This is a genomic window from Kribbella sp. CWNU-51 (assembly GCF_054073265.1).
Genome location: NZ_JBSXMZ010000024.1, coordinates 154,041 through 180,553 on the forward strand (window position 1 = coordinate 154,041; position 26,513 = coordinate 180,553).

At 68.0% G+C, this 26,513-nt stretch carries 23 protein-coding genes; 9 read left to right on the forward strand and 14 right to left on the reverse strand.

Going from position 1 to position 26,513, the window contains the following annotated elements:
* Window positions 1–357 precede the first annotated feature (357 nt).
* The 3 genes from ACXC9Q_RS26275 to ACXC9Q_RS26285 all read left to right on the forward strand — a co-directional run bounded on the left by ACXC9Q_RS26275 (window position 358) and on the right by ACXC9Q_RS26285 (window position 2,214).
* On the forward strand, window positions 358–729 hold the full coding sequence (locus ACXC9Q_RS26275; RefSeq protein ID WP_457059314.1) for a hypothetical protein: 372 nt from the start codon (window positions 358–360) through the stop codon (window positions 727–729).
* On the forward strand, window positions 723–1,724 hold the full coding sequence (locus ACXC9Q_RS26280; RefSeq protein ID WP_457059315.1) for a hypothetical protein: 1,002 nt from the start codon (window positions 723–725) through the stop codon (window positions 1,722–1,724). Before ACXC9Q_RS26275 ends, ACXC9Q_RS26280 begins: the two co-directional genes overlap by 7 nt.
* Window positions 1,725–1,800: 76 nt before the next feature.
* A complete protein-coding gene (locus ACXC9Q_RS26285) occupies window positions 1,801–2,214 on the forward strand; it encodes a hypothetical protein (RefSeq protein WP_457059316.1) in 414 nt (137 codons plus the stop codon).
* A 1,132-nt stretch (window positions 2,215–3,346) separates the two neighbouring features.
* Here ACXC9Q_RS26285 and ACXC9Q_RS26290 read toward each other — a convergent pair.
* Complete coding sequence (locus ACXC9Q_RS26290; protein ID WP_457059317.1) at window positions 3,347–3,811, reverse strand: hypothetical protein; 465 nt, start codon at window positions 3,809–3,811, stop codon at window positions 3,347–3,349.
* Between the two features lie 432 nt (window positions 3,812–4,243).
* On the opposite strand from ACXC9Q_RS26290, the gene ACXC9Q_RS26295 reads away from it, so the two are divergent.
* Window positions 4,244–4,393 carry a hypothetical protein gene (locus tag ACXC9Q_RS26295; RefSeq protein WP_457059318.1) on the forward strand — a complete coding sequence of 50 codons (150 nt, stop codon included), beginning with the start codon at window positions 4,244–4,246 and terminating at the stop codon, window positions 4,391–4,393.
* Between the two features lie 9 nt (window positions 4,394–4,402).
* Here the strand turns inward: ACXC9Q_RS26295 and recO are convergent, their stop codons facing one another.
* Genes recO through ACXC9Q_RS26310 form a run of 3 tightly spaced genes read right to left on the reverse strand, consistent with a single transcriptional unit; the run spans window position 4,403 to window position 6,972 of the window.
* Window positions 4,403–5,146: a DNA repair protein RecO gene (gene recO / locus ACXC9Q_RS26300; RefSeq protein WP_457059319.1), complete on the reverse strand. Its 744-nt coding sequence runs from the start codon at window positions 5,144–5,146 to the stop codon at window positions 4,403–4,405.
* Window positions 5,147–5,158: 12 nt separating this feature from the next.
* Window positions 5,159–5,986, reverse strand: coding sequence for an SDR family oxidoreductase (locus tag ACXC9Q_RS26305; protein WP_457059320.1), 828 nt, complete (start codon window positions 5,984–5,986; stop codon window positions 5,159–5,161).
* A complete protein-coding gene (locus tag ACXC9Q_RS26310; RefSeq protein ID WP_457059321.1) occupies window positions 5,983–6,972 on the reverse strand; it encodes an aldo/keto reductase in 990 nt (329 codons plus the stop codon). The genes ACXC9Q_RS26305 and ACXC9Q_RS26310 overlap by 4 nt, the downstream gene beginning before the upstream one ends.
* A 179-nt stretch (window positions 6,973–7,151) precedes the next feature.
* Between ACXC9Q_RS26310 and ACXC9Q_RS26315 the strand changes: the two genes are divergently transcribed.
* Genes ACXC9Q_RS26315 through ACXC9Q_RS26325 form a run of 3 tightly spaced genes read left to right on the forward strand, consistent with a single transcriptional unit; the run spans window position 7,152 to window position 11,721 of the window.
* Window positions 7,152–10,229: an FtsX-like permease family protein gene (locus ACXC9Q_RS26315; RefSeq protein ID WP_457059322.1), complete on the forward strand. Its 3,078-nt coding sequence runs from the start codon at window positions 7,152–7,154 to the stop codon at window positions 10,227–10,229.
* Window positions 10,226–11,062, forward strand: a complete 837-nt coding sequence (locus tag ACXC9Q_RS26320) for an ABC transporter ATP-binding protein (RefSeq protein WP_457059323.1) — start codon at window positions 10,226–10,228, stop codon at window positions 11,060–11,062. The genes ACXC9Q_RS26315 and ACXC9Q_RS26320 overlap by 4 nt, the downstream gene beginning before the upstream one ends.
* Window positions 11,059–11,721, forward strand: a complete 663-nt coding sequence (locus tag ACXC9Q_RS26325) for an ABC transporter ATP-binding protein (protein WP_457059324.1) — start codon at window positions 11,059–11,061, stop codon at window positions 11,719–11,721. Before ACXC9Q_RS26320 ends, ACXC9Q_RS26325 begins: the two co-directional genes overlap by 4 nt.
* On the opposite strand, the gene ACXC9Q_RS26330 is transcribed toward ACXC9Q_RS26325, so the two are convergent.
* From ACXC9Q_RS26330 to leuA, 9 genes are all read right to left on the reverse strand, one after another.
* Complete coding sequence (locus ACXC9Q_RS26330) at window positions 11,680–11,985, reverse strand: SAV_915 family protein (RefSeq protein WP_457059325.1); 306 nt, start codon at window positions 11,983–11,985, stop codon at window positions 11,680–11,682. The genes ACXC9Q_RS26325 and ACXC9Q_RS26330 overlap by 42 nt on opposite strands.
* A 75-nt stretch (window positions 11,986–12,060) precedes the next feature.
* Window positions 12,061–13,518 carry a GNAT family N-acetyltransferase gene (locus ACXC9Q_RS26335; protein WP_457059326.1) on the reverse strand — a complete coding sequence of 486 codons (1,458 nt, stop codon included), beginning with the start codon at window positions 13,516–13,518 and terminating at the stop codon, window positions 12,061–12,063.
* A 46-nt stretch (window positions 13,519–13,564) separates the two neighbouring features.
* The gene (locus ACXC9Q_RS26340) at window positions 13,565–15,406 is read right to left on the reverse strand and encodes an ABC transporter substrate-binding protein (RefSeq protein WP_457059327.1); all 1,842 of its coding nucleotides are present in this window, start codon (window positions 15,404–15,406) and stop codon (window positions 13,565–13,567) included.
* 60 nt (window positions 15,407–15,466) lie between these two features.
* Complete coding sequence (locus ACXC9Q_RS26345; protein ID WP_328522306.1) at window positions 15,467–15,670, reverse strand: hypothetical protein; 204 nt, start codon at window positions 15,668–15,670, stop codon at window positions 15,467–15,469.
* Window positions 15,670–16,725, reverse strand: a complete 1,056-nt coding sequence (locus tag ACXC9Q_RS26350; protein ID WP_457059328.1) for an ABC transporter ATP-binding protein — start codon at window positions 16,723–16,725, stop codon at window positions 15,670–15,672. Before ACXC9Q_RS26350 ends, ACXC9Q_RS26345 begins: the two co-directional genes overlap by 1 nt.
* Window positions 16,722–17,807: an ABC transporter ATP-binding protein gene (locus tag ACXC9Q_RS26355; RefSeq protein ID WP_457059329.1), complete on the reverse strand. Its 1,086-nt coding sequence runs from the start codon at window positions 17,805–17,807 to the stop codon at window positions 16,722–16,724. The genes ACXC9Q_RS26350 and ACXC9Q_RS26355 overlap by 4 nt, the downstream gene beginning before the upstream one ends.
* A 2-nt stretch (window positions 17,808–17,809) precedes the next feature.
* Entirely contained in the window at window positions 17,810–18,712 is a 903-nt protein-coding gene (locus ACXC9Q_RS26360) for an ABC transporter permease (protein ID WP_457059330.1), read from the reverse strand.
* A 13-nt stretch (window positions 18,713–18,725) separates the two neighbouring features.
* Window positions 18,726–19,703 (reverse strand): ABC transporter permease, encoded by a 978-nt coding sequence (locus ACXC9Q_RS26365; protein ID WP_457059331.1) that lies wholly within the window; start codon window positions 19,701–19,703, stop codon window positions 18,726–18,728.
* A gap of 360 nt (window positions 19,704–20,063) precedes the next feature.
* Window positions 20,064–21,737: a 2-isopropylmalate synthase gene (gene leuA, locus ACXC9Q_RS26370; RefSeq protein WP_457059353.1), complete on the reverse strand. Its 1,674-nt coding sequence runs from the start codon at window positions 21,735–21,737 to the stop codon at window positions 20,064–20,066.
* A 344-nt stretch (window positions 21,738–22,081) separates the two neighbouring features.
* Here leuA and ACXC9Q_RS26375 point away from each other — a divergent pair, with 344 nt between their 5' ends.
* Complete coding sequence (locus ACXC9Q_RS26375) at window positions 22,082–22,501, forward strand: PPOX class F420-dependent oxidoreductase (RefSeq protein WP_457059332.1); 420 nt, start codon at window positions 22,082–22,084, stop codon at window positions 22,499–22,501.
* Window positions 22,502–22,579: 78 nt separating this feature from the next.
* Entirely contained in the window at window positions 22,580–23,569 is a 990-nt protein-coding gene (locus ACXC9Q_RS26380; RefSeq protein WP_457059333.1) for a GNAT family N-acetyltransferase, read from the forward strand.
* On the opposite strand, the gene ACXC9Q_RS26385 is transcribed toward ACXC9Q_RS26380, so the two are convergent.
* Complete coding sequence (locus ACXC9Q_RS26385) at window positions 23,566–26,295, reverse strand: AAA family ATPase (RefSeq protein WP_457059334.1); 2,730 nt, start codon at window positions 26,293–26,295, stop codon at window positions 23,566–23,568. The two genes, ACXC9Q_RS26380 and ACXC9Q_RS26385, sit on opposite strands and share 4 nt — an antisense overlap.
* Window positions 26,296–26,513 lie beyond the last annotated feature (218 nt).

The following is a 26,513-nucleotide window of genomic DNA, read 5'->3' on the forward strand; positions in this document are numbered from 1 at the left end:
TCCTCCCGCACTCCCCGCCGAAGCCCCGCGCAGACCCCCGATACAACTTCCTGCAACCTGTGGATAACTCCCCCGGACGAACACCCTCCGTATGACACCCTTACACCAACCGAACACAGATCGGAGCCCCGAATGACCCGCCGACCGGCCCTCGGCCGCGCCACCGCAGCCCTCTGCGCCCTCCTAGCGCTGACGGCCTGCCAAGGCTCCCCCGAAGCCGGCCGCCCCAACACCACCCCCACACCCACCCCAACCCCAACCGCCCACTCCACCCCCACCTGGACCCCCGAAGAAACCACCGCCGTAACCGCCGCAAAAGCCCGCTACCTCGCAGCCCGAGGGGCAACGGAGCAGGCGTTGCAGGCACCAGCCAAGGCCAATCGCGCGAGGCTGGAGGGTGCAGGAAACGGCGGCACGTGGTTGACAGACATCATCGAAGAGATCACGTTCTACCGAGAGCACGGCTGGTACCAGGCCGGATCAGTCAAGCTGTCACCGCCCAACGTCAAATCGGTTCGACTGGACACAGCGCAGCCAGAAGTGACTCTCGCGGCGTGCGTGGACACATCCGCCGTCGTCCTGCGGTATCAAGCGACTAAGAAGCCCGTTCCAGTCGGCCCGGACAATGGCGCGCGCCACCTGGCACAGGCGCGGATGGTTCTGGCACCTGGGCCAACCGGGCAGAAGACGTGGTTCCTGGTTGAGGAAGGCGGCGGCGACAAGTGCTGATCGCCCGACGACTGATGCGCCACCTGACGCCGACGATCCTGGTTCCCGTGCTCGGCGTTGCCGGAACGCTCACTGGTCCCAACCTTCCGCCCAAGCCCGGAGACGACTACGAGCCTCAGTGCAGCAAGATCCTCAAGAAATGCTGGTGGGTACCCAAGTCTGTTATCGAGTTGCCCGGCGTTCCCCCAAAACATGGCAAACCAAGCCAGCACAAGAAGACGGTCAAACCTGTGTGTGAGTTCAAAGGTGGCGCGCAGGCCTGCACCGACCCCGTCCTAGGGAACTGGTCCAACAGCCAGCAGTGCTACATGCGCCGCGAGGTACCTCAGCCGCTGCCGGGCGACCCACGCTGGCAAGGTCACACGGACGGCAGCATCTGGGCGTGTGTACGGCAGCAGGGCTATCACCTGGGCGAGCATCTCGTCACCAAATGGGTTTGGCTCCCGAGCGAACCTGACACGGTTGTGGTTGATCCAGTGACGCTGGTCTATCGAGCCATCGGCACGATGCAACTTGCCCCTCCGCAACTGAGGACGGCACCAGGAGTTGGCCAGGTCGGGCTTGTGAACATGCCGGTGTGGCTGTGGGTGCAGAAGACAGAGAACACCTGGGGACCTATCGAGCGCAGTGCAAGCGTGCCCGGCCTGAGCGTGACCGTCACGGCGCGAGTCAAGGCTGTCATCTGGTCGATGGGTGACGGAAACACGATCGGGTGTGAAGGCCCAGGTACGCCGTACACGAAGGCCATGGGGATCAAGGATTCGCCAGACTGTGGGCATCGGTACAAGAAGACGTCTCGGGAGCTTGCCAACTGCAAGTATCCGGTGAGGGCTAGGGCGCAGTGGGACATCACGTGGCAGAGCACGTTGGGTGATACGGGGCAGATTTCTCTGACGCAGGAGGCGGGTACTCAGCTGCGGATCGGGGAGGCGGTGCCGGTTCTTGTGGATCCTGATGGGGCCGAGGTCGCGGCGCCTGCGAAAGTGGGGTGCTGACGGGATTGGTGTCGCCACGCCCGGGGGACGTGCAGCTTCGGGGGGCGGTCCGTCGGCCCTGACTAGACTCCGGGAAATGCCAGGACCTACGACGGATGCGCGGATCTACCTGCTGGATGCTGACGAACGTCAGGTCTCGCCCGGTGGGCCTGCTGTGGTCGGGCCTGACGGCACGCGGGAGGAGATGCCGCTCGCGGCGTATCGCGCGGTTCGGCATGTGCTCGAGGCCATGCGGGCCGGGCGGGCTGTGAAGATCGTTCCGTTGCGAGCCGAGCTGCCGATCGACGAGGCGGCGGAGGCGATCGCGATCGGGCGGGACGATCTGCGGAAGTATGTTGCCGAAGGCGCGGTTCCGTTCCGGTCGACGGAGTATGTCGACTGGGTGCGGCTCGCTGATGTCATCCAGTGGGACAAGGAGCGGCGCCGGAACCGGCGTGCGGTGCTCGACGAGCTGATGGGTGACGATCCCGACGACGAGCAACCGTCGTGACGCAGCCGACTCGCCTGGCGGCAGGGACATGCTCAATCGGTACAAGCGTGACCCCGCACCATGTCCGCGCTGATCGACTCGTGCGCAGCACCCCAAGCGCGGGTTCGCCGAAGGCTAGGCGCAGGGGCGAGGCTCGGGTTGCTGAGTCGCCGGACCGGCCTCGGGGTCGACCAGCACCGGCCGGAGATCCGTCACGCGCAGAGGAATCGAGCGGCTGAAGTCGAAGGGAATGTCGCCTTCCATGCCGCCACCGGTCCAGTGGACGTTCCAGTACGCGGTCGCGGTGACCTGGTGGGCGCCGGACTTCTCACAGCGCGACGTCCTCCGATACTTGTACCAGAGGTCGGTGACGCCGGGATCTCCTTCAGCGACTTCCCCTCAGCCATCGCGCGGCTGAACGGAGTGCCAGCCCCCTTACAGGTAACAGTTTCACCGCCACCCATCGACCACTCGATCCGATCTACCGTGCCGGTCGCCTCGATCGCGACACCCTCGACGGCAGCCCGCTTGGTCTGCGGGCCGGTCGTCGTCGTGCCCAGATCTGTCACCCACATCCAGACCGGTACGTTGACGATCCCTTCGTGCGTAGCGCTCTGAACGTACGGCGACACCCCGAGCTGCGGCGCCACGAAGTCCATCGTCTTCACCACCTGCTGCGCCGCAACCCGCGGATCGATGGTCTGGGTCTGCCCCGGTTCGCGGATGACCGACTCGAACCTCTCAATACCCTGCGGCCGGCCCTCAACGACCCCGAGGATCACCCAGCACCGATAAAACTTCGTCCCCGCCGGATAACCACTGGCCAAGTTCGAGTTCACCAACGAGGTCGGCGCGTCCTGCGGCGTCAGATAACACCCCGAAGCCGCATCAAAGAACCCGTCCGCCGTCCGACACGGCACTGTTTGCCCCTTGAAGACGCACCCAGCTCCACCAGTCTTCTTCCCCCCGGGCGTCGTCTTTCGCGAAGTCGAAGGTGGGCGGCCGTCATCGCCCACGGTCAGCTCGCACTGACCAGTCACCCGATTGATGACACAGTCTGGTTCCTCGGTCTGCGGAGGGTCCAGAACCGCAGCTGTTGCAGTCGAAGCACTGAGGATGCAGAAGGCAGCGGACGCGACGAGGAGCCGACGAATCAACATGTCCCAGCCTTCCTGCTCTGCGGGTAGTCCGCCTTCCAAGCACCTTGAGTACGACGCATCCGCATCTCGTCGATGGATTGGGTAGGCGTCCCAGGAGCCTTGACGCTCTTGCCGCTTGCATCGACAGCGGTGGCTTTGGAGGAGTCGACGCATGCTTGGAGCGTCAGGTCGTTGATCTCGCCGCCGGCATCCTGTTTGCCGATGGTCAGCGCCTTGACCCACACGACCTGTTGACGGCCGACGCTGTGCCACCTCTTGCCTTTGAAGGTCTCTGCTTGGTTGAGTTCGGCCGCGAGCATCACGCCACTGGCGTACGTCTTCAGCTCAGAGACATTCACACCACCGCTGGCATAGGCGGCATCGGTCGCCGCGACAAACTGCCGGTATGCGGTCGACGCCGCGGCCACGGCCTGGGTCTCAGCTGTGTCCGTGGGTGTTGACGACGGCGATTTCGTCATCGTCGACGGTGTGAAAGGTGCTGGAGTGGCGGAGGGGGCGGAGCTACAGGCCGCGAGGAGGGTAGCGGTCAGGGTAATGACAGCAGCCGCGGCGGCTCGGGTGGGCATGGGTTCCTCCGCGTCGAGGGCTGGTTACTGAGTGTGCAACTCTGCCATACCGGCGGTTCGTGGAGCGCGGGTTATCCACAGGTTGCACCTTCCTGCAGCTCAGGGGTGATCGAGGCTGTCTAGGGCCAAGGGAGGCTCGCCGATGAGGGGCAGACGGCGGATGAGGACGGTGGTCGCCGGGTGGGGCGGTCGTGGAGCTGACCGGGGTGAGGGAGGAGATTCCGCCGGTGGTGTTGCGGCGGATCGGCACGTGATGGGCGATAGGGGGAAGGTCACGCCGTTGCGCCGTGAGGTGCCGATCGACGGGCTGCTGATGCGATCGGGATGGCTCGGGACGATCTGCGGGCTCATGTTGCCGAGGGCGCCGATCCGTTCCGGGCGTCGGCGTACGTCGACTGGGTCCGGCTGGCCGACGTCCTCGCCCTGAACGCCCGCGTCAACGCCGCCCGCAAACCGGCCCTTCACGACGTGTAGGGCCGTCTGTCAGGCACCGCCTGACGTGAGGTCTAGGTGGGGGAGGGAGCGGAGTTGGTGGTCTTGGTGGTAGGTGAAGAAGGCGGCGGTGAGGCTGGTGGCTTCTCGGCGGGTTCGGGGGTCGGCTTGGAGGGCGGTGGGCCAGTCGCCGGTGAGGAGGGCGGCCAGGTGGGTGACGGTGGCTGGGGCGGGCATCGCTGAGGCCGGGGGGCGGCAGGAGGAGCAGACCATGCCGCCGGCGGCGGGGTTGAAGGCTCGGTGGGGGCCTGGTTCGCCGCAGCGGGCGCAGTCGCCGAAGGACGGGGCGTAGCCGGAGATCGCCAGGGAGCGGAGCAGGAAGGAATCGAGGACCAGGCCTGGTTCGCGTTCGCCGGTGGACAGGACGCGGAGGGCGCCGGCCAGTAGCAGGTGCTGTTGGGTGGCGGGTTCCTTCTCCTCGACGACGAGGCGGTCGGCGGTCTCCAGGAGGACCGTGCCGGTGGTGTACCGCGCGTAGTCGCCGACGATCCCCTCGCCGTACGCCGCGATCGACTCGGCCTGGGTGACGACGTCGAGGGTGCGGCCGGTGGCGAGTTGCAGGTCGACGTGGCTGAACGGCTCGAGCCGCGCGCCGAACCGGGACGACGTACGGCGGACTCCCTTGGCGACTGCGCGGACCTTGCCGCGCCCGCGCGTCAGCAGCGTGGCGATCCGGTCCGCCTCACCCAGCTTCTGGGTGCGCAGCACGATCGCCTCATCCCGGTAGAGCGGCACGCGGCCAGTCTCTCACCCGCGACCGACATACTCCTCGAGGCTGATCGGCCGAGCACCGGTGATGTCCTCGACGGCCGTCGAGAGGTGGCTGAGCTCGCCGCTCGCGATCGCGGCGTACGACGTGACCCACCCGGCGACCTCCCACGCCGGAGCGCCGAAGCACTCGCGGGAGCGGTACGCCTCGTCCAGCGTCTCGGGCTCGTAGCGGACCTTCCGCCCCCACGCCTCCGTGAGTACGGCGGCCGCCTCGGCCAGCGTGAACGCGGCCGGGCCGGTCAGGTCGTACGTCGCCCCGGAGTGCCCCGAGTCCACCAGCACCCGGGCCGCCACTGCCGCCACGTCATCCCGCGCGACCGCGGCCGTCCGCCCGTCTCCGGCCGGACCGCGAATCACCCCGTCCTCGCCCGCGAACCCAGGCACGAAGTCGATATACAAGTTGTCCCGCAGGAACGTGAAGTCGACACCCGTCGACCGGATGTGCTGCTCCGTATGCCAATGGTCCCGCGCGAACGTGAACGTCGCCCCCGGCGCCGCCCCGGCGAACGACGTGTAGACGATCCGCCCGACTCCCGCCGCCACCGCCGCATCGACCGTTGCCTTGTGCAACGCAACCCGATCCGCCGATTCCGTTGCACTGAGCAACATCAAGGTGTCGACCCCGTCGAGCGCGTTCAGCAGCGCGGCATGCTCGCCGTACGCAGCCTGCGCCACCTGCGCCGAGGGCAGCGACGGAGCCCGTCCGGGATCCCGGACGATCAATCGCTGCGGCAGGCCGCCAGACGCCAGCCGCCGCGCGATCCGGGACCCGAGGCCGCCGGTCGCAGCGGTGACCCCGATCACTTCCCCACCAGGTCCATTCCACCGTCGGTGTACCGCTGCCCGGACACCGCCTCCGCCGGGAACGCCTGGTCGAGCGCGGCCAGCTCGGAAGCCGTCAGCGTGACGTCGACCGCACCGAGATTCTCGGCCAGGTACTTGCGCCGCTTCGTCCCCGGGATCGGCACCACATCGTTGCCCTGAGCAAGCAGCCAGGCGAGCGCCAGCTGCCCGGGCGTGACACCCTTCGAAGCCGCCAACGACCGCACCTGAGCCACCAGGTCGAGGTTGCGCTGGAAGTTCTCCCCCTGGAACCGCGGCAGCCCGCGTCGCATGTCGTCCGGCTCGAAGTCCTCCGGCGACTTGAGCTGCCCGGTCAGGAACCCGCGCCCGAGCGGGCTGAACGGCACGAACCCGATCCCGAGCTCCCGCAGTGTCGGCAGTACGACGGTCTCCGGGTCGCGCGTCCACAACGACCACTCACTCTGGACGGCGCTGATCGGGTGCACCGCGTGCGCGGCCCGGACCGTGTCTCCGTTCACCTCGGACAGCCCCAGGTACCGCACCTTCCCGGCCTGGACCTGCGAAGCCATCGCACCGACCGTCTCCTCGATCGGCACCTGGGGGTCGCGCCGGTGCAGGTACCAGAGGTCGACGTGGTCCACGCCCAGCCGGCGCAACGAGGCGTCCAGGGCCTGTACGGCGTACTCCGGCGAACCGTCGACCGTGTTCGGCAGGTCGATGCCGGGGGGCGGCTTCTTGAAGCCGAACTTGGTGGCGAGCACCACCTCGTCGCGACGGCCGGCCAGGGCGCGGCCGACGAGTTCCTCGTTCTCGCCGGCGCCGTACACGTCGGCGGTGTCGAAGAAGGTGCAGCCCGCGTCGATCGCCGCGTGCAGGGTGGCGACGGATTCGGCCTCGTCCGAGGTCACGCCGTACGACTGGGACATCCCCATGCAGCCGAGGCCGAGGCAGGAAACGGTCAGATCGCCGAGTTGGGATTCACGCATGCCCCGAACCTACCGCCGTCACTCGTTGCACCGGGCAACCCCCTCCGGGCGGTCACCGTCCGTGATCCGGATTGCTGTCTGGACAACAACTCTGTGACATTTCGGCCCGGCCCGGTACAGCCATCGGCCGGTTCCGTATCTTCGGGCGGGCGGGCGAGACGCTGGGGGTGGCTGAACAGATGTTCCTACGACGGGCGCTGCGGTACCGGTGGTCCCAGGCGCTGGTGCTGGCCGGTATCAGTCTGCTGATCGGGACCTGCGCGGTGTTCGGGCCGTGGTTCGCCCGCGCCGTCGAGCAGACCGTGATGACCGAGACCCTGACCGGGCAGCGCCTGTCGGCCGCGTGGCAGCTCGAGACGAGCCCGACCCGGAGTTCCGCCGGCACCCAGTCCCGACCCGAGGACCTGAGCAAGCTGGTACCGGCCGAGCTCGAGCCTCTCTTCACCAAGCCCGTGCTCGGCATTCACAGCGACGTCGTCTGGCGCGACGCGGACCCGTCGATCGTCAGCCGGCTGCTGTGGCGCGAGGGGTACTGCGACCAGATCGTCGTGGTCGCCGGCCGGTGCCCGCACGGACCGAACGAGGTGATCGCCTCGACGGTTGACCAGGCGACCTGGGGTGTCCAGGTCGGCGCGAAGGTCAACGTCGTACCGGACACGTACGCCGGTGGCGGCACGCTCACCGTGGTCGGGTTGTACCGCCCGAAGGACGTCGGCGCGGACTACTGGTTCGGCCGGCCGCCGATCGGTCATTCCAAGCCGCCGGGAGACAAGGCGCCGGGCCAGACCGACTATCTGCTGACCGACCGTACGACGTTCACGCCCGACATCTGGAATCAGCACACGACGGTGGACACCCGGCCGGCCCCCGGGGTGGCGAGGCTCGACGACCTGGACCGGCTGGAGGCGGCATCGACCGCCGTGAAGAGCCAAGCCACCGCACTCGGCGCCGACAACACCTCCGGGCTGATCGGGGTGATCGACCGGATCCGCAACGAGCGTCAGCAGGCCGCGACGATCATCCCGCTCGTGATGGTCCAGGTCGCTCTGTTCGGACTGGTCGTCCTCGCCTTGGCCCTCGCCGTGGTGGTCGACCAGCGCCGGCCCGAGATCGCGGTCGCCCGCCTGCGCGGATCCACTGCACGCCGTACCGGCCGGTCGTTGTCCGTTGAGCTGGGCGTGCCGGTGCTGGCCGGAACGCTCGCCGGTGCGCCGGTCGGCTTCGCCCTCCTGCTGATCGTCCGGGCGACCTGGCTGCACCGAGGCTCCCCCATCGAGCTGCCGTGGACGGTGCCCGTCGCGCTGCTGGCGGTCGCGGTGGTTGCTCTCTGCGTCGCGGTGCTCCAGGTCCGCGGCGTCGTACGGCAGCAGATCTCCGCGCTGCTGCGGCGAGTGGCGCCACACCGGCGCGGCAGGACGCTCGGCATGGTCGACCTGGCGATCATCGTGCTCGCCGTCGCGGGACTCGTCTCGGCGCTGACCGGTTCGGGCCGAGGGCCGTTGCCCGTTCTCGCGCCCGCCCTGCTGGCGCTCGCGGTCGGGCTGACGTTTGCCCACCTACTCCTGCCGCTCGCGGGATTCATCAGCCGGCGGGCCTTGCGTCGGGGACGTCTGGGTCTGGCACTCGGAGCTTTGCAAGTCTCGCGCCGACCAGCTGTCACCCGCATCGTCGCGGCGGTCGCGGTAGCGGCCGGGCTGGTCTCGTTCGCCGGTCAGGCCGCGTCGGTCGGCGAACACAACCGGCAGTCCCGCGCCGGCTACGAGACCGGCGCCGAGGGTGTGCTGCGGGTGAACGCCGGAAACCTCGGCGCCTTCACCCAGGCGATCAACCGGATCGACCCGGACCGGCAGTGGTTCACACCGGTCGTCGTGGCCCGTCCGCCGTCGCCCGACGCGCTGCAGACGATGATGATCGAACCGGACAGCTTCCGGCGGATCGCGTACCGCGGCGACCAGCTCACCGACGCCGAGGGGTTCGGCAGGCTCGCGGCACCGAGCGTCGCGCCGATCGAGTTCCGCAGTACCCAGCTGACCATCACCGCCTCGCCCGGCCCGATGACGCCGGTGCAGGCGAAGACCACGAACGGCGAGGAGCCGGCGACTCAGCCGGCCGCGAAGTCCGTCCTCCTGGTGGCGAACCTCGTCAGCCTGCGCAATGGCGACCGGACCGACATCACCTTCCCGCGGCTGCCGCTGGTCCCGGGACGGCAGACCGAGCTACAGGCCAAGGTCGACTGCACGGACGGCTGCCAACTGCTCCGGCTCGGCGTGACCCGCGACCTGAACGACCAGGCCGGGATCCGCGGCGCCATCCAGCTCGGCAAACTGTCCAGCGACGACCACCCGTCGATCCCACTCGGCGACCCCGACGACTGGCAGCCGATCAAGCAACTCGAGTCCAGTCAGGACTCCATCAAAGCGGCAGGCGGCGGAGCACTCACCCTGGCGGTGACGAACCTGGGCGGCGACCAGTACCTGCAGTACGCGACCGTGCCTCAGGTGACGCCCGCCCTGGTGACGCCGGACTACCGGTACGACGCCTCTGCCACGAGCCCCGCGCTCGACGGCACCCCGATACCGCTGGCCAAGCTCGACCGGCTGGGCGGTCCGGTCAACCGTTTCCCGCTCCGCACCGCAGTCGTCGATCTGGAGACGGTACGGCGCCTGGCCGGGACCGTGGACGAAGCGTCGACCGAGTTCGAGCTCTGGCTCAACGCCGACGGGCTGGCGAAGGCCGACACGATCATCGACCAGCTCACCAAGGCTGGGTACACGGCCGAGGTCGTGGACCGCAGGGCCGATCGGATCGCGTCGTACGGGCGATCGGCGAGTGCACTGGCATTGCAACTGACACCAGTGGTCGGGATCGCGGGCTGGGCGCTGGCGATCGTCGTACTGCTGCTCACCGTGGTGACATCGTGGCGATCGCGGGCCCAGGACAACGCGAGCCTGCGGATCACCGGCGTACCGGCCAACACCACCGGTAGGGCGGCGCGGTGGGAGCAGACCGGTCCGGTGGCGCTGGCGGTGCTACTGGGATCAGTGTGTGGTGTGGTCGGGGCACAGATCGCGTTGCCGCTGATACCACTGTTCGCTGACACCGGTGGGCCGATACCGCTGGAGCTCAGCACCAACTGGCCGGTCGCAGTCCTGCTCTGGCTCGCAGGTACGGCGGTACTCGCGGTCGCGACCCTGTTACTGGGCACCGGGGTCAACAGGCGCGCCGGCTTCGCCCGCATCCGGGAGGAAGCCCTATGACCGGCCTGGCGATCAGTACGACGGGACTCGTGCATATCTACCGTGCACACGGGCACGACGTCGCCGCGTTGTCCGGCATCGGGATCACTGTGCGTCCAGGTGAACTGGTCGGGCTGCTCGGACCATCTGGCGCGGGAAAGTCGACGCTACTGCAGTTGTGTGGCGGTCTGCTGACCCCGAGCGCGGGCCGGTTGCAGATCGGTGAGCACAACGTGGCCACGATGACCGAGGCCGAGCTCGACCGGATGCGGGCCGGTGACGTCGGCATCGTGCTGCAGGGTGCCGGGCGCAACCTCATCCCCTACCTGACGCCGGTGGACAACGTGCGCTACGCACAAGGAGCCGCATCGCGCGACCGCGACCTCCCGCCACCGGAGGCCGTACTAGAGCTCGTGGGGCTTCGCGAACACGGCACCTCGCCCTTGTCCTCGCTGACGCCGGGTCAGGTCCAGCTGTGTGCGGTGGCCGTGGGCATCGCGACGTACCCAGGACTGTTGCTGGCCGACGAGCCGACCAGTCAGCTCGATCACCAGGCACGCGACGAGGTCCTCGCGGCGATCCGGACGATCAACGCGGAGACCGGGATGACGGTGCTGCTGATCACCCACGACCCCGAGGTAGCGGCGACACTGCCGCGGACGATCACCATCCGGGACGGACGCATCGCCTCGGAAGGACGCTCCGGCGAGGAGTACGCCGTGGTCGCGACGGACGGGTCGTTGCCCCTGCCACCCCACGTCGCCGAACTGCTGCCGGCCGGGACGCTCGTGCAGGTCACCACCGAAGACGGCGAGATCCGGCTCACCCCGGTGGACCAGGAGGGAACGCGATGATCGAGGTCGACCAGGTGACCGTCAGCTACGGCGAGCTCGTCGCGGTGTCCGACGTGTCGTTCCGGGTCCCGCCGGGCTTCGTGCTCGCGATCAGCGGGCCGTCCGGCGCCGGCAAGAGTTCGTTGCTCTGGGCAATCGCCGGCGCGGTGCCGGTGAAATCCGGTCAGGTCGAGGTCGACGGGCTGGTGATCACCGACCGGCCGTCGGCCGCCGCGCACGGCGTCGTACTCATCCCGCAGGGCAACGGGCTGGCGCGCGTCCTGACCGCGCGGGAGAACCTGTCGATGCCGCTGCTCGCGGACCGCAGGCCGGCCGACGACGAGGCACTGGAGGAACTCGATCGGGCGATCGAGCAAGCACTCACCCAGGTCGGCCTCGAGGAGAGCGGCGACCACCTGGTCGAGGAGCTGTCCGGTGGTGAACAGCAACGGGTCGCGGTCGCTCGCGGCATCGCCCAGCAGGGCCGGGTGATCCTGGCCGACGAGTCCACCAGCGAACTCGACAGCACCAACCGCGAGCGCGTCCTCGAGCTACTCCGGGCCGAGGCCGACCGGGGCGCCGCCGTCGTCATCGCCACCCACGACCCCAACGTCGCGGACAGCGCCGACGGGCACGCCTTAATGGACGAAGGCCGGCTGACCTGGGTACGGCGCCTCTGACGGACGGCTGCTGACATCGGGACCGACCAGGACCGGGTCGAGCTGGATCCTGGTGACGCCGAGCTGAGCCAGCGTCTCGCGCAGGGCGGCCTCGGTGAGGCGCATCCACTCCTGGCGCGGACCGGTTGCCGCCCGCAACTGCGCGAGAGTGGTGAACGCGATGCCGACCCGGCGACCATCGGGCAAACGCCCGGTCTGCAGTGCCGCGGCGGCACCGGTCGAATGAACAGGGACAAACCAGTCAAGGCTATGTCGAGGCTTCACACGTCGAAGTTAGATCGCCGGCCCGGCTCCGTTCACCGTTCCTCACACACCTCCCACAACCTCCACACGCACTTCTCACAGCCCCAGTCGGGTCGGCGTGGTCGGTGGGCCGGTCTCCAACAGAACCCGGACCAGCTCGGGGAGATCCCGAGGGGCGAAGCGGCCTTCGTGGGACCGGAGTTCGTCGAGGGTCCACCAGCGGTGGCCGTACAGGTTCTCCGCCTGGAGCTCGGCCTCGGTGAGCGTGCCACCGACGGTGAAGGACTCGGTGCGGACCAGGAAGTAGTCGTTGATGACGCCGTCGTACCCGGGAGCGTGGCCCTCGGCAACGACCTCCTGGTGCCAGAGCTGCGGTGGGTCGTCGGGACAGTCCAGGCCGATCTCCTCGACGAGCTCGCGGCGCAGACCCTCGACCGCCGACTCGCCGTCCTCGATACCGCCGCCGGGAGTCGCCCAGAGCGGGCCGGAGTCGAACTCGAAGCGGACCAGGAGGATGCGGTCGTCGTGATCGAGGACGACGCCACGGGCGGCCGGCCGTAAGCGCGGGTAGGTCAGCTCCAGCTCACGGTGCTCCTCGACCGCACGGAAGCCGAAGCGGGCGTTGACCTTGCGCATCGGCGCGTTCGACAGCGCCGTCCACGTGTGCAGGAAGCGCTGCGTGGTCCGGTGCTTGTCCAGCTGGACGAGGTTGGCCAGCTTCAGGTGCGTGCCCAGCTTGTGCCCGCGATGCTCCCGGAGCACGAGCGTGTCGTCCTGCTGTGCGTGCTCGGCGTCGGCGCGCGGCAGGTACAGCAGCGTGTACCCGGCCGGCTCCCCGGACAGCGTGTGCGCCATCGTCACGAGCGCGAGATAGTTGCGGTCGATCCGCTGCTCACTCGCCTGCAGCTTCTCGACCGTCCACGGCACGACCTCCCGCGTCATGCCGCCCGTCGGTACGTTGTGATCCATCGCCGTGTGCAGATCGGCGTACGCCTGCTGGTGTTCCGGCGGGCACACGCCCGCCCACGACGTCAGCTGGTACTCGCCCAGCGGACCCGCCTCGAGCAGCAATTCGTCCAGCCGGAGCGCGTCGTACGGCAGCGGTACGACGAGTTGTTCCTCGATGTGCTCGACCGTGAAACCGAGCCGGGCGGCGAACTCGGCACCAGGCCACGGCTCCGACGGCACGCCGAGCTCGGTCTGGAAGATGGTCCGCCCGAGCTGGGCCGCCCGGGTCACCGCCCACTGCCACAGCGCCGTACCGATCCCCCGCCGCCGATGCTGCGGAGGTACGTCGATCTCGACCTCGACCGTGTCCAGGTTGTCGGTCAACCGGTACTCGAACAGCATCGCGCCGAGCACGCGATCGTCCTCGAACGCACCGACCGCGAGCCGCTGCTTCAACGGCCCCGGGTTGCGCAGGGAGTACCCGAGCGCCTCCCGGCCGACCACGAGCGCGGCCGTCCGGCCCGCGACCGCACCGGCCCGGAGCGCGTCGTACCACTCGTCGAACAGGGCCAGGTCGGCCGGGTCGATCTCGCGAACGCTGATCACCCGGCCGACCCAACCAAACAATCGGGTCAGTCCGCCAGTGGATATCTCAGACCGGCGCGACCTTGCCCTGGTACATGTACATGATCACGAAGTTGTCCGCGTACGGCGCGTTCTTCAGGATCGGGTCGTCGTCCGCCGGGAACTTGGCGACTCGGGTGCCCTCCAGCGCCGGGTTGTTACCGTAACGCTCCCAGAGCGGCATGATCGGGAGCAGCTCGTTGAACGCCAGCGCCGCGGCGGTCACGTTCTTCTTCTGCTCGTCGACGTTCAGGCCCTGGGCGGACTTGTCGACGACGGCCTGCAGGTCGATCGGACCCGCGGATGTCGTCTGCTTGAGCGGGAAGTTCATTCCCTTGCCGCCGGAGTTCGCCGCAGTCACGTAGTTGAACGTGTACAGGTCCTGGACGAACGAGAAGTACGGGTGCGGGTGCGACGACGCGCCCCAGCTCTGGATCGCCATGTCGAACTTGCCGGCCAGCACATCGGGGTTCAGCTGGGTGAAGGTGATGCCCCGCTTGGTGATGTTGAACCCGAACTTGTTCAGCTGGTCGGCCGCGTTGGTGGCGGCCGGGTTCCAGTCGGCGAACTCGGTCGGGAACTTGATGTCGTACGCCGCGGGCTTACCCGACGGCAGCTGCCACTTGTCGCCGGCCTTCTTCCAGCCCGCCGCCTGCAGCAGCTGGGTGGCCTTGGCCTCGTCCTTCTCGTAGGCCTGCAGCTTCTTCTGGTCCTCGTCGGAGATCCAGTCCGGTACGGCGATGTCGGAGAAACCGGCCATGAACTTGCAGGCCTTGCCGGAGTCGCCGAGCGCGACGGTGCCGTTCTCGTTGCGGTCGATGATGTAGGCGATCGCCTGCCGCACGCGGACGTCGGAGAACTCCGGGTGGGTGGTGAAGTTGTACACCAAGGCCGGACCCGAGTACACCGGCGGACGGAGGATCCGGAAGCCGGTGGACAGGAAGGTCTTCTCGCTGGCCACCGCGAAGCCGTGGGTGGCGTAGTCGACGTCCTTGTTCATCACCGTCGGGGTGATGTCCGAGGTCTCACCGTTGTACAGCAGGACCTTGCTGAAGCCGATCTTGTCGGCGAACAGGCCCTTGTCGTTCTTGACCAGGCTCATCTGGGAGTTGGTCATGGTCTTCGTGTCGTAGTTGAACGGGCCCGACACGACCGGGTTCTCCGGGCGGAACTTCTGGAAGTCGCCGTTCAGCGCCTTGCCCTCGGGGCTGTCCAGGCTGGTCTTGGCCTTGCGCATCGTCTCGGCCTTGGTGGCCCACTGACCGTAGACGGAGTCCGGCAGGATCGGCGCCCGGAGAATGTAGCGCTCGAGCACCGTCGACGGCGTGCCGATAGTGAACAGGACAGTGGTGTCGTCCTGTGCCTTGACGTCGGACAGGAACGTCCACGACTGCTGGCGCATCAGCCAGTGCAGGTTGAACGTCGACACGACGTCCTTGGCCGTGATCGGCGAGCCGTCGCTCCAGGTCAGGCCGGACCGGAGCTTCATCGTGTAGGTGTTGGCCGTCTCGTCCAGCTTGCTGGACTCGGCCATCATGTATTCCCACTTCTTGTCGGCCCAGTAGTACAGGCCGCCGCTGGGGTAGATCAGGTCGAGGTACGGGCTCTGCTGCTGGATGCCGTCAGTGACGCCGGCGGCCAGGTTGAAGTGACCCTTGGGTGGCAGTTGGTAGGGGTACGCGCCGTGGAACTCCTTGTTGCCACCCGACTTGCTGCTCTCCGCGGTCGGAGAGCTCGGTGAACACGCCTCCAGCGACCCGATGCCGGCGACGCCGACACCGGCGATGCCGAACAGCTGGAGCACGTGCCGGCGAGAGACCGCGTTGGTCCGGTCGCTAGCGCCGGATTCGTTGGTGCCGGTGGGACTCATCCTTCGTCCTTTCCTGAACTGACCGCACGCCCGCGTGGTCAGGCACTACTACTGGTGTTACTAACCGTCCTCGCGTTTCTCCCGGCGCCTGGTCAGGACGACCCCGGCGACGACGATCAGGCCCAAGAGCAGGCCCAAACACAAGGTGAACAGGGTGATCACGAATTCCGGTGTCCCCGGCGTCAGCGTGAAGAGCAGAACCACGCTGGCCAGGACCAGGAACGCCGCCCAGCCGAGAGCCACTCGGCCGATCTCGGGCGGCATCAGCCGGCCGGTTCATCCGGCCGGATCCGGTCGGCGCCGTCGCGGGCCACCACGTGGCACGCGGCCGACTGACCAGAACGTACTTGGACCAGACCGGGCACGTCGCCGTCACACAGGCCGCCCTCGAACCGGCCGCAGCGCGGATGGAAGGCACACCCGGCCGGCAGGTGAGCGAGGCTCGGAATCTCCAGGCTGCGCAGCGATCCGGCGCCCTTGGTCTTGGTCAGGTCGGGATCGGGCTCGGGGATCGCGTCGATCAGCGCCCGGGTGTAGGGATGCGTGGGCGCGTTGATGATCTGCTGGGTCGGTCCGAACTCGACGATCCGGCCCAGGTACATCACCGCGGTCTTCCCGTTCCAGCCGAAGTACTTCGCGATCGCCAGGTCGTGGGTGATGAACAGGAATCCGACGCCGAGGTCGTCGCGCAGCCGGCCGAGCATCGCCAGCACGCTGATCCGGATCGAGACGTCGAGCATCGAGGTCGACTCGTCGGCGATGATGAGCTTCGGGTCCAGCGTCAGGGCCCGGGCGACCGACGCCCGCTGCCGCTGGCCGCCGGACAGCTGGTGCGGGTACTTCTGCAGGAAGTTCTCCGGTGGCGTCAGGTCGACCTTCGTCAGCAGCTCGGCGGCGCGCGCGGCGGCGGCCTTCGAGCCTTTGACCACCCCGTGCTTGAGCAGCGGCGCGGTCAGCGTCTGCTGAATGCTGCGGGTCGGGTTCAGCGAGGCGTACGGGTCCTGGTGGACGTACTGGACGCTCCGCCGGAAGGTACCGAAGTCCTGCCGCTTCATCGACCAGATGTCGGTGCCGTCGAAGACCACCTGCCCATCGGTCGGCCGGGCCAGACCAGCCGCCATCCGCGCGGCCGTGGTCTTGCCGGAGCCGCTCTCGCCGACCAGGCAGAGCACCTCACCGGGATTCACGGACAGGTTGACGTGATCGACCGCCCGGATCGGGCCGGCCTTGGTGTCGAACACCTGGCTGACCCCCGCGAGCGTCATCAGCGGCTTACGTCCCTCGGCCGCGGCCGTCGGGGCCGTCTCCGTCGCGGTCATGCGGGCGTCTCCAAGTCGTCGCTGCGCACCTTTCGGTCGAGGTGCACCTCACTGGAATGGATGCAGGCGACCTCGTGTGCGTCGCCCGGCTGGTCGATCACCGCAAGCAGCGGCGGGTCTTCCGCCTTGCACTCCTCGGTGGCGAACTTGCAGCGCGGATGGAACGTGCAGCCCCGCGGCAACGCGGCCAGACTCGGCGGGCCACCCGGGATCGACTCGAGATCCGGCAGGTCGCCGACGATCGGCGGCACGGCGTTGATCAGGGCGAGCGTGTACGGATGCCGTGGCTGGTAGAACAGGTCCCGGACGCCACCGGTCTCGACGATGCGACCGGCGTACATGGTGGCGACCCGGTCGGCGAGCTCCGCGGCCAGCGACAGGTCGTGCGAGATGAAGATCATCGAGAAGCCGAGCCGCTCCCGGACCTCGTGCAGTACGTCGACGATCGAACGCTGCGTGAGGATGTCCAGGGCCGTGGTCGGCTCGTCCAGGATCAGGACCTCCGGCTCGAGCAGCAGGCTCATCGCGATCAGCACCCGCTGCCGCATGCCGCCGGACAGTTCGTGCGGGTAGCTGTCCATCACCCGGGCCGGTTCGAGCCGGACCAGTCGCAGCAACTCCCCGGCCCGGTCCTCGATCTCCTGCTTGCCGGCCTTGGTGTGGGCCCGCATCGTGTCGTGCATGTGCCCGCGGATCTTCAGCAACGGGTTGAAGGCGTTCATCGCGCCCTGGAAGACCATCGCCGCGTCCCGCCAGCGGAACTGCCGCAGGTCGCGGCCGTCGAGACCGAGGATGTCGATCTCGGCGCCGTCGCCGCGGTTGAACGTCACTGTTCCGGAGGCGTGGCCGAGCCGGGGCAGCAACCGCAGCAGACCGAGCCCGAAGGTCGTCTTGCCACAGCCACTCTCCCCCACCAGCGCGAGGCTTTCGCCGGGGTAGAGATCCAGGTCGACGCCCCGGACGGCCTGCACCGTGGCGCCGGCCCCGGTCCGGTACTCGACCTTGAAGTCGCGGATGGACAGCAGTGGCTTGCCCTGGCCGCCACGCACCGCGCGGGTCGCTCCCGCTGTGCTGGTCACCATGCTCACTGGTCCCGGAGACGCGGGTTGAGGATTTCTTCGAGCGATCTCGTCATCATCACCAATCCGAGCAGCAGGAGGACGATCGCCACGATCGGGGCCAGGATGAACGCCAGGCTCGCGTCGTTGAAGATGGCGCCGGCGATCCAGGCGCGGTTGAGCATGATGCCCCAGTTCGATCCGGTCAACGGCGCCAGACCCAGCAGGTAGAGGCCGACCAGCGCATAGATCGCGTTGGTGACGGCGATCATGAAGTTCATCAGGATGAAGCTGGCCATGTTCGGCAGGATCTCGACGAAGATCACCCGGATCGTGCCGAGGTCGAGCAGCCGGGCCGCCTCGACGAACTCACGTTCCTTCAGTGAGAGCACCAGCGACCGCACCGCCCGAGTCAGCACCGGCCACGCCAGGCCGCCGACCAGGATCGCGAGCAGGAGCGGCGAGTCGAGCTTGAACATCGCACCGAGCACCGCGAGCAGGACGATCGTCGGGATGGTGAGCGCGACGTCGGCGGCGGTGACCACCACCGAGTCCACCCACCCGCCGAGGTAGGCGGCCAGCGACCCGAGGACGATCGCGATGACTGTCGAGATCGCCGCGGCGAGGAATCCGATGAAGATGACGGCCCGGCCGCCGTCGATCATCTGGATCAGCACATCTTTGCCCTCGTTGTCGGTGCCGAGCAGGTGCCCGGGCGAACCCGCGGGCAGCATGATCGACTTCACGTCGGGCACTACGTCCGGGGTGAAGAACGGCCCGATCGCGGTGATCAGCACCAGCAGCGCCACGATCACGAAGCCGATGAAACCGGCCGGGCTCCGCCGCAGCCCCTTGAGGATGCTGGAGAATTTCCCGATGCTCGTCGTACCGATCGCGGTGTCGGTATCGCCGATCACTGTGTCAGTCATGTCGGACATCTCGTCACCCCTTCGCCTTGCCGCCGACGCGGATCCGCGGATCCAGCCGGCTGTAGAGGATGTCGGCGACCAGGTTGGCCAGCACCACCGAGATGGTGAGGACGAGGAAGATCCCCTGCAGGACCGGGTAGTCGCGGCCGTTGAGCGCGGTGAAGAGGCTGTAGCCGATGCCCTGGTAGCCGAAGATCTTCTCGACGAAGATCGCGCCGCCGACGACGAATCCGAGCGACACGGCGAGCGCGCTGAACAACGGCAGTACGGCGTTGCGGCCGACGTACCCGGTGCGGATGCGCCCGTCGGTCAGGCCGCGGGCCCGGGCAACGGTCACATAATCCTCGCCCAGGGTCTCCACCGTCGAGGACTTCATCACCAGCGCCCAGGACCCGACCGTGGTCAGTGTGTAGGCGAGGATCGGCAGCGTCGCGTGGTACAGCGCGTCGTTCAGGAAGCTCAGGCTGAACGACGGCTCCACGCCGGGCGAGAACGAGCCGCGGGCCTTGGTCAGGTCGAAGAGCTGCAGCTTCACGCCGAGGAAGACCACGATCAGGATCGCGAGGATGTAGTTCGGGATCGCGTGCAGCAGCGCCCCGACCGAGGTCAGCAGGTGATCGATCCAGCTCTCCCGGCGGTAGGCCATCACCATCCCGGACGCGATGCCGATGATGAAGGCGAGGGTCGTGGCGATGCCGACGGAGAACAGCGTCCAGGGCAGGTAGGTCTTGATGACCTCGGCCACTGTGGTGCCGGGTGACAGCAACGAGTTCCCGAAGTCACCGTGCACCATGTTGACCATGTACTGGAGGTACTGCTGGACCAGCGGCTGGTCCGGATCGAGCGAGAACAGGCTCTGCGCCTGCGCGGCGGCATCGGCGTAGGAGACACCGGTCTGCGCGATCTGGGTCGAGATGAAGGTGTCGACCGGGTTCCCCGGCAGCAGCCGGACCAGGAAGAACGTCCCCGTCGTGACCAGAAAGATGGTCAAGATCGCCTTGGCGAATCTTCGGACCAGCCAGGCACTTGTGAAGCGTCGAACGACTGTCGGTCTCGGTTCTTCGGCCGGACCTTCGATCAGTTTCGACGCGGGTGTCTCGACCGCACCGCTCACTGCTCACCTCCACGCGACTGCCAGGGAAAGTCGGTGGCGCAGACCCTCAGACCACAAGACTTAGTAATGCTGTCTTGCAAGGATCTGCGCATAGTGACGACAGTGTGCGCAACCCCAGTCATCGAGTCAACGTCTTGAGGCAACGTTGAGACAACGTTGCGAACCGTGACGCAACGGTATCGGGGAGTGCTGGATTCGCCCGCCTCCGACACGGGGAGACGGGCGATATCTGACTGCTCAGCGAGTGGCGCGGTTGATAGCGGACACGACCGCCTTGAGCGACGCGGTCAGGATGTTGGCGTCCCGTCCGACACCCCAGAAGACCTCGTCGCCGACCTCGCACTCGACGTACGCCGCGGCCAGCGCGTCGCCGCCCGCGGACAGCGCGTGCTCGTGATAGTCGAGTACGCGGATGTCGTACTTGAGCGGCTTGATAGCGTCGACGAAAGCCGAGACGGGGCCGTTGCCTTCGCCGGCCAACTCGTGCGGAACGCCATTGGAATAGACCTGAACGCGCAGCTGATCGCCCTGGCCCTCGCCGGATGTCGAGTTGACCGTGAGCAGTGACAGCTTGCCCGGGGCCAGGTACTCGGCCGCGAAGATGTCCCACATCTGCTGCGGGCCGACCTCGCCGCCCTCGGAGTCGGTGTGCTGCTGGATCACCCGGCTGAACTCGATCTGCAGCCGGCGCGGTAGGTCGAGCCGGTGCTCGGACTTCATGATGTACGCGACGCCGCCCTTGCCGGACTGCGAGTTGACCCGGATGACCGCCTCGTACGACCGGCCGACGTCCTTCGGGTCGATCGGCAGGTACGGCGCCTCCCAGGTGATCTCGCCGACCGGCCTGCCCTCGGCCGCCGCCTGCTTGTCCAGCGCCTCCAGGCCCTTCTTGATCGCGTCCTGGTGCGATCCGGAGAATGCGGTGTAGACCAGGTCACCGGCGTACGGCTGCCGCTCGGGAACGCGCATCTGCGTGCAGTACTCGACCGTGCGGCGGATCTCGTCGATGTCGGAGAAGTCGATCTGCGGGTCGATGCCCTGGCTGAACAGGTTCATCCCCAGCGTGACCAAGTCCACGTTGCCCGTCCGCTCACCGTGGCCGAACAGGCAGCCCTCGACCCGGTCCGCGCCGGCCATCAGGGCCAGCTCGGTGGCGGCCACCGCCGTCCCGCGGTCGTTGTGCGGGTGCAGGCTGATCGTGCTGTGCTCGCGCCGGGTCAGGTTGCGGCCGAACCACTCGATCTGGTCGGCGTACACGTTCGGGGTGGACATCTCGACGGTGGCCGGCAGGTTCAGGATGATCTCCCGGCCCTCGGCGGGCTGCCAGACGTCGGTGACCGCCTCGCACACCTCCAGCGCGAACTCCAGCTCGGTGCCGGTGAAGATCTCCGGGCTGTACTGGTAGCCGAACTCGCAGTCGCCCAGGATCTCGTCGGCGTACTTCATCACGGTCTCGGTGCCGCGGACCGCGATGGTGCGGCACTCGGCCTTGTCCACACTGAAGACGACCCGGCGGAACAGCGGCGCGGTCGCGTTATAGAGGTGGATGGTGGCCTTCGGCGAGCCCTGCAGCGACTGCACGGTCCGCTCGATCAGCTCGTCGCGGGCCTGGGTCAGCACCGAGATCGTCACGTCGTCGGGGATGACGTCGTCCTCGATCAGGCTGCGGACGAAGTCGAAGTCGTACTGGCTGGCGCTCGGGAAGCCGACCTCGATCTCCTTGTAGCCCATCGACACCAGCAGATCGAACATCCGCCGCTTGCGGGCCGGCGACATCGGTTCGACCAGCGCCTGGTTACCGTCGCGGAGATCGGTGGACAGCCAGCGCGGGGTCCGGTCGACGGATTTGGTGGGCCAGGTGCGGTCCGGCAGGTCGATCGGCGGGAACGCGCGGTAGCGCTGGATCGGCATGCCGGAGGACTGCTGGACAGGCTTGGGCTGGTTCTTGGGTGCCACGGGGGTTCTCCTCGGGAGGGTGTACTGCGGGTGTCGTGAGGGACGACCGGCGTACGACGAGACTCCGCGGCGAGGGAACCGGCCTTGTCAGGCCTCGCCGCGGCAGCGAAGGAGGAGAAGCTGGTGCCGCATGATGCCAGGGAGTCTATGCACAACCCGGCTACCCCGTCGAACCCGGGGTCTCGATCGTCGAGACACAGAGGGTGATCGCCGCTGCGGGCGGGCCTCGCCACGGTCGTGGCCGGCGTCTTGCCTGTCGGCACCTGAAGGACTGTGGATGAGGGATTTAAGCTTCAATCATGACTGATTCCCTCAGCGATCGGATCGGCAGCCACGGGCTCGGCGTCCTGGTCACGATCAAGCGGGACGGACGACCCCAACTGTCGAACGTCACCTATGTTTACGACGGCACCCGGATCCGGGTCTCACTCACCGACGACCGGGCCAAGACGAAGAACCTGCGCCGCGATCCGCGAGCCAGCCTGTACGTCGGTGACCCGCGCGGCCGCTCGTACGTCGTACTGGAAGGGAAGGCCGAGCTCAGCCCGGTCGCCGCCGACCCGCACGACGCGGTCGTCGAGGATCTTGTGGATTACTACCGGACCGCGTCGGGTGAGCACCCGGACTGGGACGAGTACCGCGCGGTCATGGTGGCGGACAAACGGCTGATGTTCTCGATGACCGTTGACCACGCCTACGGAATGCCTATGCCGAGCTGATCTACGCGGCGGCGGTGGAACTTCTCGACGGCGAATAAACCACTCGCGGTAACCGCCTGGCTGATAGACGCTGAAAGCGTGGAGATCACGAGACTGTCACCCGACGACGAGGCCGGGTGCGCGGAAGCCGTAGCCCTGCTGACCGCGGCGGCGAAGCTGGACTGCCCAGAGTGGTTGCTGCCGACACCGCGCAGCTACGCCGCCCATCTGAAGTACGGCTGGGACGGCGACCCCGGCCAGGCCTATCTGGCCCGCGACGACGACGGCGTGACCGTCGGACTCCTCGGCCTGCACACCCCGACGTACGACAACACACATCTGGCGTGGCTCGAGGTCCAGGTGCATCCGGATCACCGGGGGCGCGGGATCGGCTCGGAGCTGGTCGCGTACGGCGAGCGGTTGGCCCGCGAACTGGGCCGGACCTCCGTCGGCACGGACAACTGGGACCTGCCGAAGGCGAACGCGTTCACACTGCGGCACGGGTTCGAGCAGAAGGCGATCGAGGTCAACCGGCGGCAGGACATCGCCGGCCTCGACTGGTCCGTCGTACAGCGCCTGTACGACGAGGCGGTGCAGGCATCGACGGCGTACGAGCTGCTCCGGGTGATCGGGCCGGTGCCCGAGGAACTGCTGGACGGCATGGTCGCACTGACCGAATCGATCAACGATGCGCCGAAGGACGACCTGGACGTCGAGGACGACGTCTTCACGCCGGAGCGTCTGCGCGCGTACGAAGCTGCTCAGATCGCCCACGACCGGACGGTCTATCGGGTGATCGCGCGGGAGCGTTCGACCGGCGAGCTGGCCGGGCACTCGGTCGTCGCGGTCGAGCAGGAGCGACCGCACATCGCCGAGCAGCACGACACCGCCGTCGACCGCAAGCACCGGGGCCACCGCCTCGGCGCCCTGGTCAAGTGCGACATGCTCCTGTGGCTGCGCGAGCAGGAGCCCGCCGTCACTCAGCTCGACACCTGGAACGCCGAGTCCAACGCCCACATGATCGCCATCAACGAACAACTCAACTACCACATCGTCGCCCGAGCCATCGCCTACCAGAAGCCGCTCTAGTCGTCCCCGCCGAGTGCGTCACGGAGGGCAACTCGGGTCGTGATGCCCAGCTTGGGGAAGATCCGGTAGAGGTGTCCACCAACCGTGCGCGGCGACAGGTAGAGCAGCGTCGCGATCTCCTTGTTCGTCAGCCCGGAGGCAGCGAGCTTGGCGATCTGGAGCTCCTGGGGAGTCAGCTCGGAGATGCTCGGCGCCGCCCGGGTCGGTGCGAGACCGGCAGCGCGTAGCTCGCGCTCGGCCCGTTGGGTCCAGGGATCGGCGCCGAGCGTCCCGAATGCGGCGACGGCCGTCCGCAGTTGGATCTTGGCTTCGGTCAGCGCCCGAGCGCGGCGCAGGTGCTCACCGTACGCGAGACGTACGCGGGCGACGTCGAACGGCCACTGCTCGACCGTGGGCAGGCTGAGCGCTTTCTCGAACAGTGCGCTCGCGTCATCCTCACCTGCGGTCATGGCCGCGGATCCCGCCACCAGGATCGCCAGTCTGGGAGAGAGCTTGCTGATCTTCGCCTCGCGTAGCGCGTGGACGTGGCCTTGCGCCTCGGTCCGCCTGTCGGTGCGTACGGCGGCCTCGACCAGGTCCATCGCGATCCAGAGCGCGTGCGGAACATGCGACGCCAGGGTGCCGGCCGGGCTGACCGCGGTTGCGTGGCGGTAGGCACTCTCGAAGTCGCCCGCGCCGAGATCGGCCAGCACGAGCGCGTGGTGCGCGTAGATCCGCGCGGTGCCCACACCTCTGGGTCCGGCCCAGCCGATCATCTCCTGGGCGAGCGTCCGACTGGTCTCGAATCTGCCCTGGACCGCGGCGAGCAGCGCCTGGTGATAACGGAAATACCAGCCGAAGAAGCGGCCGGTCCGTTCCTCGGTCACCGACAGTCCCTCGGCCGCGAGTTCGGCGGCCTCGTCCCACTGGCCGCGGTGGAAGTCGTCGACACAGATGTCCATCAGTGCAACCAGGTGCCGTCGGGCCGGGCCGCCGTCGCGACCGCTCCGGACGGCCCGCCACAAGGCCTCGCGAACCTCGACGAGGCGGTCGGCGTACATCGCCGCACCGGCGAGGTCGTCCACGATGTTCGGGTCGGTCTCGTGGTGCACGGACCGCAGCGCGCCGCGGAGACGAGGCAGCGCGGCCACTCCCGTGCGTGCCGGGTCGGCAAACATGTCCAGCGTGAGCGAGAGCAGCGGCGGCGGTCCGTCGGAGAGCCTCGCGATCGCGGCGTACAACTGCTCCCACAACTCCCGCCGGCCACTCACGAAGCACACCAGTGCGAGTGTCCAGAGCGCCCGGACGACCTCCCGGTCGTCGGCGTTCCCATGCTGCGGACTGCTGTCGAGGGCACTCACAAGGAGCCGGTGCGCGGTGTCGACCTGTCCATCCCCGTTCAGCATCACGAAGGCCGCGGCGGACGCGTAGGACAAGGATGTGCTCGCCTGACCGCCGGCGCGCCGGCTGCCTTCGAGCAGTTCCGCCGTACTCGTCATCTCGCCCGTGCTCTCTGCCCCGATGTACGCCGCCGCGGCCAGCCGGCGACCGCGCTCCACGGGGCTGGGGCTGAGATCGGCGGCGCGCGCGAGGAGGCTCACCACGGACTGGTAGTCGCCTCGCGGCAACAGGCGGAGGGCCGCGTCTTCCAAGACGCCGGCAACCTGCTCGTCGGCTCCCGCCGTCGCCTCGCCGAGGTGCCACGCCCTGCGGTCGGGCCGATCGACGAGAGCTGCGGCGAGCGCACGATGGGCCCGGCGGCGCTCGGCGGCACTCGTGGCGTCGACGACCGCAGATCGGATCAGGGGGTGGCGAAACACGACGCGACGCGAACTCACCTGCACCAACCGGTCCTGCTCCGCCGGTGCCAGGTCGTCGATCCGGTACACACCAACGCCGGCCTCCTCCAGGACCCCGAGCTCGCCGGTGCCTTCCAAAGCGGCCGTGAGCAGGAAGGTCCTGGTCGCGGCGGGCAGCTTCGCCACGCGCGACGTAAAGTACCTCTGCAAATGCCGGCCAAGAGGCAGCACCGCGGGCAGTGGCTCCGCACCGGTGCGCTGCGTCTGGCTCAGCGCCCGCGGAAGTTCGAGCAAAGCCAGCGGGTTGCCTTGCGCGGTCTGGAGCAGCCGGGTCCGGACGACCGCGTCGAGGTCGGGGAACCGGTCGGACAGGAGGCGGCCGGCCGCTTCGTCGTCCAAGGGCTCCAGCCCGAACTCCGGCAGCCCGGTCCGGTCGAAGTACCCCCGGTCCTCGCCGCTGCGCGCGGCCACCAGCAGTCCGGCTCGGCTGCCGGCGAGCCTCCTCGCGACGAAACTCAGAACCCCTGCGCTGGCTCGGTCGATCCAGGGCACGTCGTCGACGATCAGCACCAGGGGCGCGCGTGCTGCCGCCCGCCGGAGGAGAACAGCAGCGGCGTTGGAGACCAGCAGCCTGTCCGGGGGCGGTCCGTCACCGAACCCGAGCGCCACCTGCAGTGCGTCGCGCTGAGCCGTCCCGAGCTCCTCGAGGTCGTCCAGCAGCGGGTACAACGCCTGGTTCAGAGCGGCGTAGCTGATCTGCTCCTCGAGCTCGGTACCTGTTGTCCTCAAGACCTGGCCCCCGGACGCCCGAGCGTAGTCGGCCGCGGCGTCCAGCAGGGTCGTCTTGCCCACCCCGGCGTCGCCGGACAGCAGCAGCGCCCCGCCAGAGACCGCGGCCTCACGTACGAACAGCCGCAGGTACTCGATCTCCCGCAGCCGCCCGATCATCACGCCCTCCTGATCGACACCTGGACCCCGAGTCCAACAACCACGTGATCTTGATCAACGGGACGCTGGCCTACTGGGATCATCGGCCGCATCCTCCCCCACCAGAAGACGCTGTACGAACTGGCTTGCCGGCAGCCGAGACAGGACGTGGTGGCCCGAGACAGGAAATTCCATGTCCCGGGCCACCACAAGCTGTCCCAACCCCCGCTGCCCGCCCT